The sequence below is a fragment of the Micromonospora sp. NPDC050187 genome (genome assembly GCF_044459745.1).
Classification (GTDB): Bacteria; Actinomycetota; Actinomycetes; order Mycobacteriales; family Micromonosporaceae; genus Micromonospora.
This window is the reverse complement of record NZ_JBITJH010000004.1, coordinates 32,421-49,312: the sequence shown is the minus strand read 5'-3', so window position 1 is coordinate 49,312 and position 16,892 is coordinate 32,421. Positions and strand designations below refer to the sequence as shown.

Genomic DNA, 16,892 nt, shown 5'->3' with positions numbered 1-16,892 from the left:
GTCCGCTCAGCCACCCACGGTCCCGAGGTACAGGGTCCGGGTTCCCGACGGCAGGTCGAGGCGGCGGTTGATCCGGCACCGCGCACCGAGCAGCCGCTCGAAGACCTCGCACCGGTAGTCCGGAAAGATCCCCACCGGCTTGTTCGCCAGCAGTCGCCGCGCCATCGGGTCGCGGGGGTGCACGAACTCCACCACGATCCGTCCGCCCGGTCGGGTCAGCCCGACCAGAGCGTCGACCACCTCCGGCAGGGGCACGTTGCGCCCGATGGCCAGGTGGTGCACGACCGCCAGGGCGAGCACGGCGTCGGCGGCGGTCCGGGCCGCGAAGGAGGACCGTTCGACTCCGCGCCAGCCACCGCCCGGCGACGGGTCGGCGAGGTCCATCACCAGGGGCAGGATCCGTCGATCCGGCTCGGCGCGCAGTCGCCGGTAGAGCCGGTCGACCACCGCCGGGTCCTGTTCGACGGCGACCACCGCGTCGGCGTGCCGGGCGGCGATCCGGGCGTACCGGCCGTCGTTGGCCCCGAGGTCGAGCACGAGCCGGGGCCGGGGCCCGGCCGCCAGTGCGGCCTCGACGAAGCGCTCCTTGCCGGCCCGGTCCTCCGCCGAGTAGCCGCAGGTGCGCTGGTAGTCGGCCCAGTGGCTGTCCGACGGCGGCCGGTCCAGCCGGTCGACCAGTCGCTCGATGCCCCGGACGGTGGCCAACGCCAGGTCCCGGGAGTACCCGGCGGCCCGGAGCTGGTCGCGGACGTCGGTGGTGGTGGCGGTGGCGTGCCGCCGCTGCATCGCCCCGTGCAGATGCACGTGGGTCGGTACGCCGGGCAGCAGGCGGCGTACGCCGCGGAACAGTGGTCGGAGCTGGTCGGCCTCGATGCCGTCGACGCGGGACCGCAGCCAGGGCTGGAAGTCCACGCCGAGGTGGGCCTGGAGCAGCAGCGGGTACAGCAGCGTCTGGCAGAACTGCCGGTAGCCCGCCCAGGGTTCGCCCTCGCGGGCCGGCTCGAACGACCCCACGTCGATGAAGACCGGGGCGGCCCCGCGCCACTGCACGTTGTAGGCCGACCCGTCCTTGAGGGTGAACCCGTGGGCGAGGGCGGTGCGGAGGATCTCCAGGTGCAGCAGCGCGGCGTCGCGCAGCATGCCGAACGACCACTCGTACGGGTGGGAGACGAACGGGATCCGCTCGTGCCGCAGCACGGCGGCCCAGGGCGTGCCGGGCACCGGCTCGACCGGCTCGGTGCCGCAGATCTTGCCGGTGCCGAGCAGGGCGCGGAAGAACTCCGTGCCGGCGAGCGCCCGGTAGTCGCGGGCGGCCTGCTCGTCGAGACCGCGCAGGACCTCGCCGTCGAGGTGGAACACCCGGTTCGCCGGGTCGCGGAACGAGGCCGGTTCGGCCCGGAGCCCGGTGTCGGGGATCGTCATGCCGGTCAGTGCCGGTCGGTGCGCTGGCGCCGGAACCGGTCGGTCAGCCGGCGCCAGTAGAGCTTGGCGGCCACCGCCGCCCCGGCCACTCCGCCCACCACCGCCTGCACGATCAGGCTGCCGGATCCCGCGTCCAGGTAGGCCAGGTGCTTCACCGACCCGCTCCCTTCCCTCGCCGTCGTGGAGTGAGTCCGGCCAATACAGCTTTAGGTGATTTGCCCCGTAAAGCCGGACTTGTCTCACACCGTACGCCGCGATCCGCCCGGCCGGGGCCACACCGCCCACCGGGCCCACAACCCGCCGCTCCCGTTCACCCCAACGAGCACCCCGCCGCCCCACCCACCCCGTCGATCAAGAGGTTCAGGTCAGCAAGCGCCGGCCCCGGTGACGCCAACCTCTTGATCGACGGTGGACGGCGCGGTGGACGGCGCGGCGGGTCCGATACGTTCAAGACGGCCGCGCCGCGCCGGCCCTACCGTCAGGGCATGACACCTCGTTTCGACCTGGTCGGGATCGTCGCCACGGACCTGGCCCGCACGCTGGACTTCTACCGCCGTCTCGGCGTGGACGTGCCGCCCGGGGCGGAGAACGAACCGCACGTGGAGGTGACCCTGCCGGGCGGGTTCCGGCTGGCCTGGGACACCGTGGAGACGATCCGCTCCTTCGACCCCGACTGGCAGCCGGGCACCGGCGGGTCGGGCATCGGCCTGGCGTTCCGGTGCGCCGACCCGGCCGAGGTCGACCGGTACTACGCCGAGCTGACCGGGGCCGGTTTCACCGGGCACCGCCCGCCGTGGGACGCCTTCTGGGGGCAGCGGTACGCCGTCCTGCTCGACCCGGAGGGCAACGGCGTCGACCTCTACGCCCCGCTGCCGGACTGAGCCGGCCGGAGCAGCGTGGTCGGCGGCACCCCGGCCAGGTCCCGCACGTCGCGGGTCAGGTGCGCCTGGTCGGCGTACCCGCTGCGGGCGGCCGCCTCGGCCAGCGGCGTACCGGCGCGGGCCAATGCCAGCGCCCGCTGCATCCGCAGAATGCGGGCGAGGGTCTTCGGGCCGTACCCGAACAGGGCCAGGCAGCGACGGTGCAGGACGCGCGGGTGAAGGCCCACCTCGGCGGCGGTGGCGGCGACGGTGGCCCCGGCGCGCAGCCGGGCGGCGACCCGGACGCCCAGCGGGTCCACGCCGCCGGTCCCGCGCAGCCGCGCCGCCGCGACCGATTCCAGCACCTCCCCCGGCGCCCGCGCCGCGCGCTCGACCAACTCGGCGACCGCCCGGTCACCCCAGAGGTCGGCCAGCGGCACCCGCCGGTCCCGCAGTGCGTCGGCGGGCAGGCCGAACACCGCCGGCCCGGTGCCGGGCGGTAGCCGCAGGCCGACCCACCGTTCCCCCGGGTCACCGACCGAGAGGTACGCCCTCCGGTCCGGCCCGGCCACCACCAGCCCCGCCCGGCTGGACCAGAGCAGGTCGAGGCAACCGTCGGGCAGGACCCGGGTCGGGACGACGTCCGCCGGGGCGGTGCTGGTCCACAGCACCGCCCCGGCGAGCCGCGCGGGCCGTTCCCGGTACACGCCCCCACCCTGCCACCCGGCAGTCACCGCTCCCACCCGACCACCCGGCAGTCACCTCCCCACCCGACCGCCCCGTTGATCAAGAGATTCAGGTCGGAAACCGCCGCCCCGGTGACGCCAACTTCTTGATCACCGGGGTCGGCGGGGCGCGGGGTGGCCAGCACCGAGCCGGGTGAGGCCGACCAGGCGGCGCGCAGCGCCCGACCCCGACCCTTGGCGTCGAGGTGCAGCACCTCGACGCCGGGCAGTTCGCCGGCGAGTTCCCGCGCCACCGCCAGGGTGGTGTCGGTGCTGGCGTTGTCGGCGACGGTGATCCGGAACAGGTACGGGAAGTGGCCGGCGAGGTGGGCGTGCAGCCGGCGGACGCAGGGGCCGAGGTCGGCCTCCTCGTTGTAGGCCGGCACCACCACGTCGAGCAGGATCGGTGGCGCGTCCGGCCACGCCGGCAACGACCGATCCGAGCTGCGGGGAGTACGGCTAGGCGTGCGCTGTGTGGCTGGTGTGACCCGGCAGACGTACGGTGAACACCGTCCGTCCAGGTCGGCTGTCCACGTCGACCCGGCCGTGGTGGGCGTCCACCACGGCGGCCACGATGGCCAGTCCGAGACCGGTGCTCCCGTGCGCCCGGGAGCGGGAGCTGTCGCCCCGGGCGAACCGCTCGAACACCTCCGGTTGCAGCCCGGACGGGATGCCGGGGCCGTCGTCGGCGACGGTCAGCACGGCGGCGTCCGGCTCGGCCCGCAGCGTGGTGGTGACCGCGGTGCCGGCCGGGGTGTGCACCCGCGCGTTGGTCAGCAGGTTGGTCACCACCTGGTGCAGCCGGGCGGCGTCGCCGGGCACCTCGACCGCCTCGTCCGGCAGGTCGAGCTGCCAGCGCTGCTCGGGCCCGGCGACGTGCGCGTCGCTGACCGCGTCGACCACCAGCGCGGACAGGTCCACCGGCTCGGACACCAGCGGTCGCCCCGAGTCGAGTCGGGCCAGCAGCAGCAGGTCGTCCACGAGGCTGGTCATCCGGACGCTCTCCGACTCCACCCGGCGCAGCGCGTGCGCCACGTCGGGCGGGGCCTGCGCGCGGCCCCGGCGGGCCACCTCCGCGTACCCCCGGATCGCGGCGAGCGGGGTACGCAGTTCGTGGCTGGCGTCGGCGACGAACTGGCGTACCCGGGTCTCGCTGGCCTGCCGGGCGGCGAGCGCGGCGGCGACGTGCCCGAGCATCCGGTTGAGCGCGGCCCCGACCTGGCCGACCTCGGTGCGCGGATCGGTGTCGGCGGCCGGCACCCGGACCGACAGGGCGACCTCGCCCCGGTCCAGCGGCAGTTCGGTGACCCGGGTGGCGGTGGCGGCGACCCGGCGCAGCGGACGCAGCGTGGCCTGGACGATCAGCGCGCCGGCCGAGCCGGCGAGCAACAGGCCGACGGTGGCGAGACCGGCCTGCGCGGCGACCATCCACCAGACGGTCTCCTGCGCCTCGGCCAGGGGCACACCGAGAGCCCGGACGCTGCCGTCGCGGAACTCCTGCGCCACGAACCGGTAGTCGCCCCGGTCGCCGAGGTCGACCGTGCGGGGCCGACCGTCGGTGGGCAGGCCGGCGACCGCCGCGACCTGGGCCGGGGAGACCGCCTCCTCGTCCCGGCCGGCGGTCAGCGTCCGGGCGGCGGTGACCTCGCCGTCGGCGGTCCGGGCGACGATCGTGCCGGTCGGGAAACCGGGCGGGATGCGCAGGGCGACGATGTCGGGCAGCGGCCCGCCGGGCGCGGGCCCGCCGGGCCCCCGTGGCTGCCAGTCCGGGGCCAACTGGTCGTCGACCTGGGAGATCAGGAAGTGCCGCAGCGCCACCGTGGTGACGCCGCCGACGCCGACGCTGACCAGGGCGAGCAGCGCGACCAGGATGGCCACCAGCCGGGCGCGCAGGGACCAGCCGGTCAGCCAGCGCCGCAGCGACCGGCGGCCGTCACGGCGGGCGCGGGCGGCGGTGCGGCCGGTCTCACGGGGCCGGCTTGAGGACATATCCCGCCCCACGCAGCGTGTGGATCATCGGCTCGCGACCGGCGTCGATCTTCTTCCGGAGGTACGAGATGTACAGCTCGACGACGTTCGCCTGGCCGCCGAAGTCGTAGTTCCAGACGTGGTCGAGGATTTGGGCCTTGCTGAGCACCCGGCGGGGGTTGCGCATCAGGTAACGGAGCAGCTCGAACTCGGTGGCGGTGAGGGTGATCAGGTCGTCGCCCCGGCGGACCTCGTGGCTCTCCTCGTCCAGGCTCAGGTCACCGACGGTGAGGACGGCCTCCTCGCGGGCGGCCACGGCGAGCCCGGCACGGCGCAGCAGCGCCCGGAGCCGGGCGATCACCTCCTCCAGGCTGAACGGCTTGGTGACGTAGTCGTCGCCGCCGACCGTCAGGCCGGCGATCCGGTCCTGCACCGCGTCCCGGGCGGTCAGGAAGAGCACCGGCACGTTCGGGGCCTGCTCGCGCAACCGGCGGAGCACCTGGAATCCGTCCAGGTCGGGCAGCATCACGTCGAGCACCACCACGTCCGGGCGGACCTGCCGGGCGCTGCTCAGCGCGGCCATGCCGTTGCCGGCGGTGGCCACCTGCCAGCCCTCGTAGCGCAGCGCCATGGCGAGCAGGTCGGTCAGGGTCGGCTCGTCGTCGACCACCAGCACCCGGACCGGCCCACCGTCCGGGCGGCGCAACTCGACCCGGCCCGGCAGCGCATGCCCCTCGGTCACCATGGCCATCATCCTGACCCGAGGTGCTGTGTCCCGTCTCGGTGTTCCCTGTGCGCCACCTGTGCGCGTCGCCGGGGTCCACGGGCCGCCCGCTCAACGGGCGCGGGCCCAGGAGAGGAAACGCAGGGCCAGGTCGGACGGGGTGGTGTCGTCCGGGTGTTCGGGTGGAAGGTCGGCCGCCGCGTCCTCCATCATCAGGTTCAGGTAGATCAGCAGGGTGGGCCGGTTCCCCCGGTACTCGACCAGCAGCCGCAGCCGGGCCGGCGAGCAGGGCCACGGCGCACCGCAGGCCCGACACCGCCAGGACGGACGGGCGGCGGTGTGCTCGGGCCGACGACGCCCGGCGGTCACCGCTGCCCGCCTTCGGCGAGGGCAAGGGCCTCTTCGTGGTCCCGAACGCTCAATCCACCCACCCGCCTTCGTCCATCCGTCATGGAGGGCCGCCCCGCCTCCCCACGGGGCGGCCCGGCAGGCACGGTCGCCGGGTCTCGCCTCCACCGACCGCGCCGCCTCCCAGCCACCCTCCCCCACTGTGGTCAGACAACTACAGCCCGTGAGAAGGTGCCAGTCAGACGTCTTCGCCATCCCGAAGGGAAGCCGAATGAACGATGCGTTCCGTGCCGCCCTGCACGCCACCGGCCACACCACCGAGTCCCTAGCCGAAGCGATAGGAGTCGATCCGAAGACCACCATGCGGTGGCTGACCGAGGGACGCGTGCCGTACCCCCGGCACCGCGCGGCAGCCGCCGAGGCCCTCGGCCGAGACATCTCGGACATCTGGCCGGACACATTCCGGCGGAAAGTGCCGCTGTGGTTCCGTCCGTGGCAGGAGATCGAGCGGGAGGCGGTGTCGCTGCGCTGGTTCGAGCCCAGCGTCCTGCCCGGACTGCTCCAGACCGAGGCGTACGCCCGCGCCGTGCTGGCCGGCGGCGGGCTGCTCGCCCGGGGCGAGGTGGAGCGGCACCTGGCCACCCGGCTCGCCCGGCAGGGCATCCTCACCCAGGACGACCCGCCCCAGTTCACCGCCGTGATCGACGAGGCGGTGCTGCGCCGCCCGGTCGGCGGCCGGGAGACCATGCGTGAGCAACTGTCGGCCCTGGTCACGGCGTGCGCCGCCCCGCACGTCCGGGTGCACGTGGTGCCGTCCACCGTGGGCGCCTACGCCGGGCTCAACGGCCCGTTCGTGGTCGCGCAGAGCCCTGACCACCGGCTCGCCGGATACCTGGACAACCAACTCCAGGGACACGTGGTCAGCGAGACGGACGAGCTGGCGGCGATACTGGCAGCGTGGGAGAACGTGCGCGGCGAGGCGTTGTCCCACTGGCAATCCGTCGACCTCATCACGGAAGTGGCGAAGACATGGACCTGACCGGCGCACGGTGGCGGAAGAGCAGTCGGAGCAGCGGCAACGGCGGCGCGTGTGTCGAGGTCGCCGACAACCTGCCCGGGGTGGTCGGCGTCCGCGACAGCAAGGACCCGGACGGCCCGGCGTTGGCCTTCTCCCCCACCGCCTGGCGGGTCTTCGTCGCCCGGATCGCCCCACCCGACTGACCCGTCGACCGACGCGCCGGCGTCCATGATGGACGCCGGTCTGGCGGCGGTTCGTGGTGGGATGGCCGGATGAGTGGACTCGCGGACCTGACCGCCGCTCCGGACCAGATCACGTACCTGGACGCCGCCGCCCGTACCCCGGTGGGTCTGGACTACAAGCGGCGCCTGCTCGCGGCGCTGGACGTCCGGCCGGGGCAGACGGCGGTGGACCTGGGCTGCGGGCCGGGCACCGACCTGGCCGCGCTGGCTGACGCGGTCGGCGCGGACGGCACGGTCGTCGGGATCGACCACCAGCCCCGGATGGTGGCCGAGGCCGCCGGCCGGCTCGCCGACCGTCCGAACGTCGCGCTGCGGGAAGGGGACCTGCACGACCTGCCGTTGCCCGACGCCAGCGTGGACCGGCTCCGGGTGGACCGGGTCCTGCAACACGTCGAGCATCCGGAGCGGGCGGTCGCGGAGGCCCGGCGGGTGCTGCGGCCGGGCGGGCTGTTCGGCATGGCCGAGCCGGACTGGGACACCCTCGCCGTCGCCGACGCCGACGTCACCACCAGCCGCCGCTTCGCCCGGTTCAGCGCCGGGCGGGTCCGCAACGCCACGATGGGCCGGCACCTGGTCCGGCTGGCCGACGCCGCCGGGTTCCGGATCCGGTCGGTCGAGCCGGTGGCGGTGCTGTTCCGGGACTTCGCCACCGCCGACCAGATCCTCGGCCTGCGGCGCAACGCGGCGCGGGCGGTGGCGGCCGGCGAGCTGGCCGAGGCGGACGTCGCGCCGTGGCTGCGCCGGCTGGAGACCGGCCCGCTGGTCGCCGGCTTCACGTTCTACCTGGTCGTCGCCGAGGTCTGAGCGCAGTCGCACACGACGGTCGCCCTCCGCGTCCGGGAACGCGGAGGGCGACCTCGGTGCCCGGCCGACGCCTACCGGGCGTCGGTCAGGCCGTAGGCGCGGTCGATGGTCTGGACGACGCGGTTGCCCGCCCGGTCCCAGGCCTCGGTGCGGACGGAGACCGCCCCGGTGGTCTTCGCCAGCTTCGGGTGGGCCACCAGCGCGTGGTAGCTGCCACCGAGACCGGGCACGACGACCGCCCGCTGCCAGGTGGCCCCGTCGTCGTACGACACCCAGGTCCGCAGCCCGGCGATCCGGGGCGCGTTCGGCGCGGCGTGCGGCGTGACCTCGAACCGGTACGCGCGCCCGGCCGGCATGGTGTCGGTCAGCGACAGGTCGAAGTCGTGTTCGAGCTGGATCAGCGGCTGCCAGTCGCACTTGCCCGTGCCAATGTTGATCAGCTCGGTGTAGCACTGTGCCGGCTGCCGCACGGTGCCCGTGGCGCTGGCCGAGCGGAACGTCCAGTCGGTGGCGATCCGCTTCGCCAGCGTCTGCCCGGTGAACCGGTCCTCGCGCACGGTCCGCAGCGTGTACTGGCCCGGCTCCGACGGCACGGTCCAGTGCAGGAAGTTCGTCCCCCGGCCCGGCGGCGGGTTCGGGGCGATCCGGACACCGTCACGTTCGAGCGTCGCCTGCACCCGCCGGGCCCCGGAGACGGAGCTGGTCAGGTCCGCCGACGACGACGAGCGTTCCAGCAGGTAGATGGTGTCCCCGTCCCGGCACGACATGCAGGTGTGGGGCTGGGGCGGGTGGCTCGGCAGGGCGCCCAGCACGACCGGCGGCTGGTGGATCTTCTCGGTCCGCGACACCGGCCGGGTGAACGTCCCCACGTGGTCGGAGCTGCGGTTCGTGCCGTCGGCCGGGTTCGTCACCGTGAAGTACCGCGCCCAGAGGACGTCCGGGCCGGTGACGTTGTAGTACTCGGTCCGGGCGACCGGCACGTCGTAGTCGTGCGCGGCGTTGGCGCTGAAGGTCTGCCCGGGGACGAACGTGTGGCTGACCTCGTGCGCGTTCGTCCGGTACTGCGGTGACGACACCTGGGCGTGCTGCTCGCTGCGCACCTGCACGAGGTCGCGGTGGCGGACGCTGTCGACCGGCTCCGCGGGCATCCGGTCGGCGGTGTGGTGCCGCAGCTTGTACTGGTACGGGCTGACGAGCTGGGCGTCGATCTCGACGTACGGCCGCTTCGCCCCGGCGATGACCTTCGCCACCTTCGCCCCCTGCGCGCCGTCGAGCCAGAGCAGCGGCAGCCGGGGCTTGACGATGTCGTACGGGGGGATCTGGGCGGGCAGGCCGATGTCGTCACGGCCGACGAAGTACTGGAGCACTCCGGCCGCGCCGGCCTCGGCGGCCTGCTCGATCTCGTCGACGAACCAACTGCTGGCCGGGCTGTCGAGGAGGACCAGCTTACCCTTGACGTCGCGGCCGGCCAGCAGGTCCGCCCGGCTGGCGAGCTGGAGCCGCTGGTCGGTGGTGAACTTCGGCGCGACCTCGCTGTCGGTGAGGTACGTCGGGTTCAGCCGGAGCCTGCCGTTGCCGTGCACGGTGGTGGTGGCCTCCGGCGCGCCGAGGAGCTGCTCGAACCAGGTGCCGTAGGTGCCGATCGTCGGCTTGGCCCGGGTCGGCACGACGTGGGTCCGCCAGCTGTAGGCGTGGCCCGGTCCGCTGTACCAGACGCTGGAGTAGTTGAGGCCGGACGCCGTGGAGAAGGTGCTGCCCATGGCGAGGTGCACCGCCTCGCTCGGCAGCGGCGTGTCGATCTTCTCGACTTCCACCAGGTCGCGGGCGAGGTCGTACTCGAGGGTGGCGTCGCCGCTGATCGTGTACTGCGGGTTCTCCAGCCACGCCTGGTGGCGGAACGCCTCGGTGTCGCCCCAGTAGGCACCCCAGCAGCTCACGTGGTAGTCGCCGTCCGGGACGTACCCGATGCCCTGGAGGACGTTCTGGCCCGGCAGGCCACCCATCATCACCAGGAAGGACGTGTCGTCCCGGAGGTTGCGGAAGTCGCAGGGGGCGTTGCCCATGGCGATGGGGTCGCCGGTCACGCCGACGATGCGGGTGGTGATCCGGCGCATCGGCGGCTGCCGGACGAGTCCGACCGCGAGGGTCAGGCGGGTCCCGGTGGCCTCGTCGGTGGCGACCAGCGAACCGGTGTAGCTGCCGATCTCCAGCCCGGCGGCGTCGAGGGAGACGGTGACCTGCCCGGTGCCGCCGGCCGGCACGGTGACCGTGGCGGGGGTGGTCAGGGCGACGCTGGCATCGCCCCCGGAGATCCGGCGCAGGGTGGGGGTCAGGGTGAGGGTGACCGGCTGCCCGGTGGGGTTGTGGTAGCCGACCTGCCGTTCGATCCGGGGCTCGGTGTTGGGGGACACGGTGCCGAAGTCGACGTTCACCGTGCTGGTGGTGACCTGCTGGCGGACCGCGCGGGCCAGGTCGAGCCGGCCGGCGCCCTGCTGGTAGGCGGTGTGGCCGGTGTCCCTGCTGGTGGCGATCAGCGTCGGCTTGAGCTGGGCGGCGGTCCAGTCCGGGTGCTGCTGGGCCAGCACCGCCGCCGCGCCCGCCACGTGCGGGGTGGCCATCGAGGTGCCGTTCGCCGAGGTGTACCGCTCGTCGACCGGGGTGCCCATCGAGGTGCCGGCGGCGCGGGCCGCGACGATCCCCACGCCGGGCGCGGCGATGTCCGGCTTGATGGCCCGGTCACCGAGCCGGGGGCCACGGCTGGAGAACTCGGCCAACTGGTCGGTCTTCGAGGTCGCGCCCACGGTCAGCGCCGCGTCGGCGGCGCCCGGGGCGCCGACGGTGTTCTCCCGGCCGGAGTTGCCGGCGGCGATGACGAAGAGGGTGCCGGTCTCGGCGGTCAGCCGGTTGACCGCCTGGCTCGCCGGGTCGGTGCCGTCGGTCGGTTCACCGCCGAGGCTCATGCTGACGATCTTCGCCCCACTGGTGGCGGCCCACTCCATCGCGTCGATGATCCACGACATGTCGCCGTTGCCACCGTCGTTGAGCACCTTCGCGACGAGCAGGTCCGCCCCGGGGGCGACGCCCTTGCGCGCGCCGGCCGAGCCCGCGCCCGTTCCGGCGATGGTGGCCGCGACGTGGGTGCCGTGACCGTGCCCGTCGGCCGCCGACTCGACGCCCGGCACGAAGCTCTTCGATCCCACGACCTTGCCCCGCACGTCCGGGTGGTCGGCGTCGATGCCGGTGTCGAGCACCGCCACCTTCACGCCGGTCCCGTCGAGCCCGGCGGCCCACGCCTGCGGCGCACCGATCAGTGGCACGCTCTCGGCGAGGTCGACCTGGACCTTCTGGTCCAGCCACACCTTGCTGACCCCCGAGGCCAACGTCGGTCCGGTGGTCGCCGCCGCCGGTCCACGGGCGGCGGCCGACCGGTCGGCCCCACCGGTCAGCGCGGTCCAGAAGTCGCCGACCCTGGCCTTGTCCACGGCCAGCCCCGCACCGGCCACGCTGGGCAGGTCGCGCCGGGCGCTGGTGCCGGGCAGCGCGGCCCGCGAGGCCGTCCGGGCCGCCGGACCCGCGCCGTAGCTGACGATCACCGGCATCGTCCGGGCCGCGTCGTCGGCGTACCCGTTGCGGGCCAGGTACCGCACGTCGAACAGTTCCCGGTCCAGCAGGCCCCCGGCCACCAGACCCTGCGCCGACTGGGGGATGACGTACAGCCCGGTCGGATCCGAGTAGGAGCGGAACGAGTCCGCCGCGGCGGGGCCGTCCGGGGAGCCGACCACCGTGGCCGTGCCGCGGCCGTCCGCCCCCTCCGCGTACCGCACCCGGTGGCCGGTGATCAGGGTGATGGTTGCCTCCAGGCCGTCACCGGACCCGGTCGTGACGGTGGCGGTCGCGGCCGGGGTCGGCTCCGACTCAGCCGTCGGCGCGGCGGTCGCCGGTGGTGGGACCCCGATGGTGGTGACGACCACCGCGACGGCGAGGCCGCAGGCGGCCCCGCCACGCCGTGATCGCCATTGGCGCAGGCTCGACATGAATTTTCCTCTCCAAGGGGGTGTACGCAGGGGGAACGGATGCGTCCCGTGGAGCTTGGCAGCGGGTCCGGCGCCACGGAAGCCGTCCGTCCGCCTGGTTCACGCCACTGGCGTGAATGGGGCAGGCTCCGGATCCGGTGCTCGTCGTGGTGGGGACGGCTGGTGCGGGCGCGGGGCGACCGCAGGGGCGTCTCCGATGGTGGACGGACGGCTCCCACCTCTTGTCGCCACCGGCGGGGCGGGGCAGCATGACCGGATGCGGAATGATCAGCGGTCGTTCCCCGAGCTCGGCCTCTCCCCCGGACAACAGGCCCTGTACGAGTCACTGGTCGCCAGCCCGGACACGGTGTCGGCCGACGTCACCGGAACCGCCGACTTCGCCCGGCTGGCGGAGCTGGGACTGGCCACCCGGTTGCCCGGCCAGCCTCCCCGCTGGACGGCGGTGGCACCCGACATCGCGCTGGGGTCCCTGCTCGCCAGGCGGCGGGAGTCCCTACGTGAACTGCGGCACCGGGTGACGCGGATGGGTGACCGCTTCCAGCGGGCCGCGACCGCCGGGCACTCGGAACTGGTCGAGGTGCTGCACGGCCGGGACGCCATCCACACGGCCTTCGAGGACCTCATCCGCACCGCCGAGACCGAGTTGCTGATCTTCGATGCGCCGCCGTACCTGAACGTGATGACCCCGCCCAGCGTCGAGGCGGTGCGCCGGGGCGTACGGATGCGCACGGTCTACGACCGGGAGGGCGTGGCCATCCCGGGACGACTCACCCAGCTCGTCGACTTCTCCTCCGCAGGGGAACACGCGCGGGTCGCGGACGTCCCGATGAAGTTGATGCTCTGCGACCGGCAGGTCGGGCTCGTGCCGCTACGTCCGGATCTTGCGTTGGAAACCTGTCTGCTGGTCCGCGACCCCGTGCTGTTGTCGGCGTTGTCGGCACTGTTCGAGAGCCTCTGGGAACGGGCCGTGCCGCTGGACGTCGGAGTCCGTCAGCAGGCGGAGTCGGACCCGGAAGCACCCTCCGACCTCGAGCGCGACCTGCTCGCGCTGCTCGTCGCCGGACTGACCGAACAGGACATCGCCGAGCATCTCGGCTGCCACATCCGCACCGTCCGCCGGCACATGAACCGACTGTTCACCCGGCTCGACGCGGTGACCCGGTTCCAGGCCGGTTACCAGGCCGTGCTGCGCGGCTGGCTCACCGCCGACGACCGGGGGGACGTGTGTACGAACTGATCGGCGCCGCCGAGGAAATGGCGTACGATCTGCTGCTGGAGCATCCCGGTGCCACCCTCGCCGAACTCGCCACGATGTGGTCGGGTCCGGGCCGGCTCTCCGTCGCGCTCGCGCGACTCGAAGCCGCCGGTCTGGTGGGCGTCCAGTCCGGAACGCCGCTCCGGTACACCGCGACCGCCACCGACACCGTCAGCAGCCTCCTGCACGAACGGGAGGCGTCCCTGGACCGGGTACAGGAGCACGTCCTACGGCTCGCCGACGTCTACCGGGCCGCCCGCTCCGGCGTCGACCAGCACGTCGTCGAGGTCGTCCGGGGCCGCCGTGCCGTGGAACAGGCGATCACCCAGGTGCAACGCAGCGCCCGGCGGGAGCTGTGCTGTCTCGACAAACCGCCGTACATCCATCTGGACGGCACCGCCGCGACCGATCGGGAACTGCTCGCCGCCGGCGTCCAGTCCCGTTGCATCTACGACCGCGCAGCCGTCGAGGAGAAGGGCAGGCTGCCCGCGATCGAGGAACTGATCCGAGCCGGCCAGCAGGCCCGCGTGTCGCCCGATCTCCCGATCAAGATGTACCTCGCCTACGACCAGCGGGCGATCCTGCCGTTGCAGCCCGGCCCGACCGGGCAGGAGAGCGCGATCATCGTGCGTCCCTCGGCGCTTCTCGACGCGCTGCACACCCTGTTCGACAGCCTCTGGCACCGGGCGGTGCCGCTGCACCTGCCGGCCAGCCGCAACGGCACCGAGGGCCGGAACCGGGCCACCGAGATCGACGACGGACGGCTGGTGGTGATGCTGCTGTCCGGGCTGACCGACGAGGCCATCGCCCGCCAGATCGGCGTCGGATACCGCACCGTGCAGCGCCGTATCGCCACCCTCATGAGCGACCTCGGCGCACGCACCCGGTTCCAGGCCGGCGTACAGGCGGCGTTCCGCCAGCGGCGGGCACTGGAGCACCCCGGAGAAACAGGCGGTGGCCTGACCGGGTGACCGTCCCGGCTTCCGCGACCGATGTCCTCGAACATTCCCGAGCTGCCACCACGAGATCCTTCCCGGGAACGTCGCAGGCCCCCGGCACACAGCCGGCACACAGCCTGGACCTGATCCGGTCCCAGTATCGCCCGCCAGGCTCGGCCCGTGGAAACCATCGATCGAATATGCGAAACACGCTGGTCGTACCGGGGACGACCGGTCAGGCTGGCGGTGGCCGGGGCGCGGCGGACGACGGCGGCGCGGCGGGTGGTGACCGGGGCGCTGGCCGCCCTGGACCGGATCACCGCCCCGGGGCGGGGGGAACTGGCCCGGGTGCACCGGGCGGCGGGCCGTCCGGTGCCGGTCGGTCCGCTGCTGCGCGACCTGGTGGCGGTCGCCCTGGACGCGGCGCGGGCCAGCGACGGCGTCTGCGACCCCACGATCGGCGCGGCCCGGATCCGGCTGGCCGCCCGGGGCGGCCCGTTCCCCGTCTGCGGCTTCGGCACCGGGGTTCCGCCGCCCGCCGACGGCTGGCGGGCCGTGTCGCTGCACGGCGACCGGCTGGCCGTGCCGCCGACGTTGCTGCTGGTCCTCGGCGGGACGGCGACGGCGTACCTGGCGCAGCGCTGCGCCACCCGGATCGCCGAACGATCGGCGGGCGGGGTGCTGGTCGCGATCGGGTCCCGGGTGGCGACGGCCGGTCCGGTGCCGCCCGGCGGCTGGCCGGTGCCGGTGGGCGGCCGGACGATCCGGCTGCGCGGCGGCGGGCTGGCCACCGCGTCGGCGAGTCGCCCCGACGGTGACGGCGTGCTCGATCCGCATTCCAACCAGGCCCCGGATCTGCCCGGGACGGCGGTGACCGTGATCGCCCCGGACACGGTACGGGCGGCCACCCTCGCCGTCACCGCCCTGGTCCGTGGCGCGGACGGCCCCGGTTGGCTCGCCGGCCACGACTGTTCCTGGTGGATCGACCCGGACCGGGCGGACGTGCCCCTCGCCTCGGGCGGACGTGCCTCTCGCCCCGGGTGGTAGGCGGGTGGTAGCAGGGGACCCCTGCTCGGCAGAAAGCGGTAACAGGGGTCCCCTGCTACCTTCCGGTGATGCGGCAGCGGCGAGGCGGTACGGCGGGCCCACTGGCGGGACGGGTCGTCCTGGTGACCGGGGCGGCCCGCGGCATCGGGGAGCACACGGCCCGGGTCGCCGCCGCCCGGGGCGCCCGGCTCTCCCTGGTCGGCCTGGAACCGGAGCGCCTGGCCGCGCTCGCGGCCGACCTGGGCCCCGGGCACGTGTGGTTCGCCGCCGACGTCACGGACCAGGCGAGCTTGCGGGCCGCCGTCGACGGCACCCGGACCGCGCTGGGCGGTATCGACGCGGTGGTCGCCAACGCCGGGGTGGCGAACCGGGGCACCCTGGCGGTCGGGGATCTCGACGCGATGGTGCGGACCGTCGAGGTGAATCTGATCGGGGTGATGCGGACGGCGGCGGCGACGGTCGACTCGCTGGTCGCCCGCCGGGGTTACCTGCTGATCGTCTCCTCGGCGGCGGCGTTCGCCGCGCCACCGGGGATGGCCGCGTACTGCGCGTCGAAGGCGGGAGCGGAGCAGTTCGGCACCTCGATCCGGCTGGAACTGGCCCACCACGGGGTCGCCGTCGGCACCGCGCATCCGTCCTGGATCGACACCGACCTGGTCCGCGACGCCCGGTCCGACCTGCCCGCCGTCGCCGAGCTGCTGGCGAAGCTGCCCTGGCCGATGCGGCGGACCACGTCGGTGCGGGAGTGCGCGGAGGCTTTCGTCCGGGCGATCGAGCGGCGGCAGCGACGGGTGTACGTGCCGCGCTCCGTGGGCCTGGTGCAGGCTGGCCGCGCGCTGCTGGCCAGCCCGCTGGCCGACCTGGTGATGGCCCGGCACGCGCGGCGGGCCGTACCCGAGCTGGAGTCGCAGGTGCGGGCCCTGGGGCGCGGATTCGGCGTGACCACGGCGCTGCCGGACGTCGCGGGCTCCGCCGACCCCCGTCCCGACCCGGCAGCGGACGACACGGTCCGGTAGTCGGAGTTCCGTGTCGTACACGCTGAGTTAGTGGACGGCGCGCGATGGTGTGGGCAGTGCGAGGGGCTGATCCTCCTTGTCATGATCTGCCTGGCGTCGGGTATGCCGTGGCTGACCGTAGGTGCGGTCGTGCTGGTCGGGTTCTCCGGGCTGGGCGCGAACCCGGTGCTGACCGCCCTGGCCGTGCGTTTCGCCGGGCAGGCGCCCACGCTCGGGTCCTCGCTGACCGTGTCGGCGTTCAACGTCGGTACCGCCGTCGGCTCCTGGATCGCGGGCCTGGCGCTGGCCTCCACGCTCGGAGCCACCGGCCCCGCCGCCGTCGGCATGGCCATCGTCGTCCTGGCCGTGATCCCCGCGATGGCGTTGGCCCTCATCGCGCGCCGCCGCGCCGCGCATACGCCGCAGTCAGGCGACGCCACGACGACCAACGCGCTGGCCGGGGCCGGCGCCGCCGTCTGACAGGCCCCACAACAAATCCAAGAAATCCAAGG

The 16,892-nt window shown here is 74.0% G+C and carries 16 protein-coding genes and 1 pseudogene; 9 read left to right on the top strand and 8 right to left on the bottom strand.

What is annotated here, in order from left to right:
* Positions 1–6: 6 nt before the first annotated feature.
* Both ACIBJE_RS08065 and ACIBJE_RS08060 read right to left on the bottom strand, forming a co-directional pair.
* Complete coding sequence (locus ACIBJE_RS08065; RefSeq protein ID WP_396744744.1) at positions 7–1,422, bottom strand: methyltransferase; 1,416 nt, start codon at positions 1,420–1,422, stop codon at positions 7–9.
* A 5-nt stretch (positions 1,423–1,427) separates the two neighbouring features.
* Positions 1,428–1,577: a hypothetical protein gene (locus tag ACIBJE_RS08060; protein ID WP_396744742.1), complete on the bottom strand. Its 150-nt coding sequence runs from the start codon at positions 1,575–1,577 to the stop codon at positions 1,428–1,430.
* Between the two features lie 330 nt (positions 1,578–1,907).
* Between ACIBJE_RS08060 and ACIBJE_RS08055 the strand changes: the two genes are divergently transcribed.
* The gene (locus tag ACIBJE_RS08055) at positions 1,908–2,303 is read left to right on the top strand and encodes a VOC family protein (protein WP_396744739.1); all 396 of its coding nucleotides are present in this window, start codon (positions 1,908–1,910) and stop codon (positions 2,301–2,303) included.
* On the opposite strand, the gene ACIBJE_RS08050 is transcribed toward ACIBJE_RS08055, so the two are convergent.
* The 5 genes and pseudogenes from ACIBJE_RS08050 to ACIBJE_RS08030 all read right to left on the bottom strand — a co-directional run bounded on the left by ACIBJE_RS08050 (position 2,282) and on the right by ACIBJE_RS08030 (position 6,068).
* The gene (locus ACIBJE_RS08050) at positions 2,282–2,989 is read right to left on the bottom strand and encodes a helix-turn-helix domain-containing protein (protein WP_396744736.1); all 708 of its coding nucleotides are present in this window, start codon (positions 2,987–2,989) and stop codon (positions 2,282–2,284) included. The two genes, ACIBJE_RS08055 and ACIBJE_RS08050, sit on opposite strands and share 22 nt — an antisense overlap.
* A 158-nt stretch (positions 2,990–3,147) precedes the next feature.
* Positions 3,148–3,438 (bottom strand): annotated as a pseudogene (locus tag ACIBJE_RS08045) (glycosyltransferase); the annotation flags it as partial.
* A 28-nt stretch (positions 3,439–3,466) separates the two neighbouring features.
* A complete protein-coding gene (locus ACIBJE_RS08040) occupies positions 3,467–4,915 on the bottom strand; it encodes a sensor histidine kinase (RefSeq protein WP_396745588.1) in 1,449 nt (482 codons plus the stop codon).
* Between the two features lie 58 nt (positions 4,916–4,973).
* Entirely contained in the window at positions 4,974–5,720 is a 747-nt protein-coding gene (locus ACIBJE_RS08035; RefSeq protein ID WP_396744733.1) for a response regulator transcription factor, read from the bottom strand.
* A gap of 90 nt (positions 5,721–5,810) precedes the next feature.
* A complete protein-coding gene (locus ACIBJE_RS08030) occupies positions 5,811–6,068 on the bottom strand; it encodes a flavin reductase (protein ID WP_396744730.1) in 258 nt (85 codons plus the stop codon).
* A 250-nt stretch (positions 6,069–6,318) separates the two neighbouring features.
* Between ACIBJE_RS08030 and ACIBJE_RS08025 the strand changes: the two genes are divergently transcribed.
* The 3 genes from ACIBJE_RS08025 (at position 6,319) to ACIBJE_RS08015 (ending at position 8,111) form a co-directional block, all read left to right on the top strand.
* On the top strand, positions 6,319–7,086 hold the full coding sequence (locus ACIBJE_RS08025) for a Scr1 family TA system antitoxin-like transcriptional regulator (RefSeq protein WP_396744728.1): 768 nt from the start codon (positions 6,319–6,321) through the stop codon (positions 7,084–7,086).
* Positions 7,077–7,268, top strand: a complete 192-nt coding sequence (locus ACIBJE_RS08020) for a DUF397 domain-containing protein (RefSeq protein ID WP_396744725.1) — start codon at positions 7,077–7,079, stop codon at positions 7,266–7,268. The genes ACIBJE_RS08025 and ACIBJE_RS08020 overlap by 10 nt, the downstream gene beginning before the upstream one ends.
* A 69-nt stretch (positions 7,269–7,337) precedes the next feature.
* Positions 7,338–8,111, top strand: a complete 774-nt coding sequence (locus tag ACIBJE_RS08015) for a methyltransferase domain-containing protein (RefSeq protein ID WP_396744722.1) — start codon at positions 7,338–7,340, stop codon at positions 8,109–8,111.
* 71 nt (positions 8,112–8,182) lie between these two features.
* Here the strand turns inward: ACIBJE_RS08015 and ACIBJE_RS08010 are convergent, their stop codons facing one another.
* Positions 8,183–12,145 (bottom strand): S8 family peptidase, encoded by a 3,963-nt coding sequence (locus ACIBJE_RS08010; protein WP_396744719.1) that lies wholly within the window; start codon positions 12,143–12,145, stop codon positions 8,183–8,185.
* A gap of 256 nt (positions 12,146–12,401) precedes the next feature.
* Here ACIBJE_RS08010 and ACIBJE_RS08005 point away from each other — a divergent pair, with 256 nt between their 5' ends.
* From ACIBJE_RS08005 to ACIBJE_RS07985, 5 genes are all read left to right on the top strand, one after another.
* Positions 12,402–13,382, top strand: a complete 981-nt coding sequence (locus tag ACIBJE_RS08005; protein WP_396744716.1) for a LuxR C-terminal-related transcriptional regulator — start codon at positions 12,402–12,404, stop codon at positions 13,380–13,382.
* Positions 13,370–14,371 (top strand): hypothetical protein, encoded by a 1,002-nt coding sequence (locus ACIBJE_RS08000; protein ID WP_396744713.1) that lies wholly within the window; start codon positions 13,370–13,372, stop codon positions 14,369–14,371. The genes ACIBJE_RS08005 and ACIBJE_RS08000 overlap by 13 nt, the downstream gene beginning before the upstream one ends.
* Before the next feature lie 213 nt (positions 14,372–14,584).
* Complete coding sequence (locus ACIBJE_RS07995; protein WP_396744710.1) at positions 14,585–15,385, top strand: FAD:protein FMN transferase; 801 nt, start codon at positions 14,585–14,587, stop codon at positions 15,383–15,385.
* Positions 15,386–15,453: 68 nt separating this feature from the next.
* Positions 15,454–16,401, top strand: a complete 948-nt coding sequence (locus ACIBJE_RS07990; RefSeq protein ID WP_396744707.1) for an SDR family oxidoreductase — start codon at positions 15,454–15,456, stop codon at positions 16,399–16,401.
* Positions 16,402–16,482: 81 nt separating this feature from the next.
* Positions 16,483–16,860: a hypothetical protein gene (locus ACIBJE_RS07985; protein WP_396744704.1), complete on the top strand. Its 378-nt coding sequence runs from the start codon at positions 16,483–16,485 to the stop codon at positions 16,858–16,860.
* Positions 16,861–16,892 lie beyond the last annotated feature (32 nt).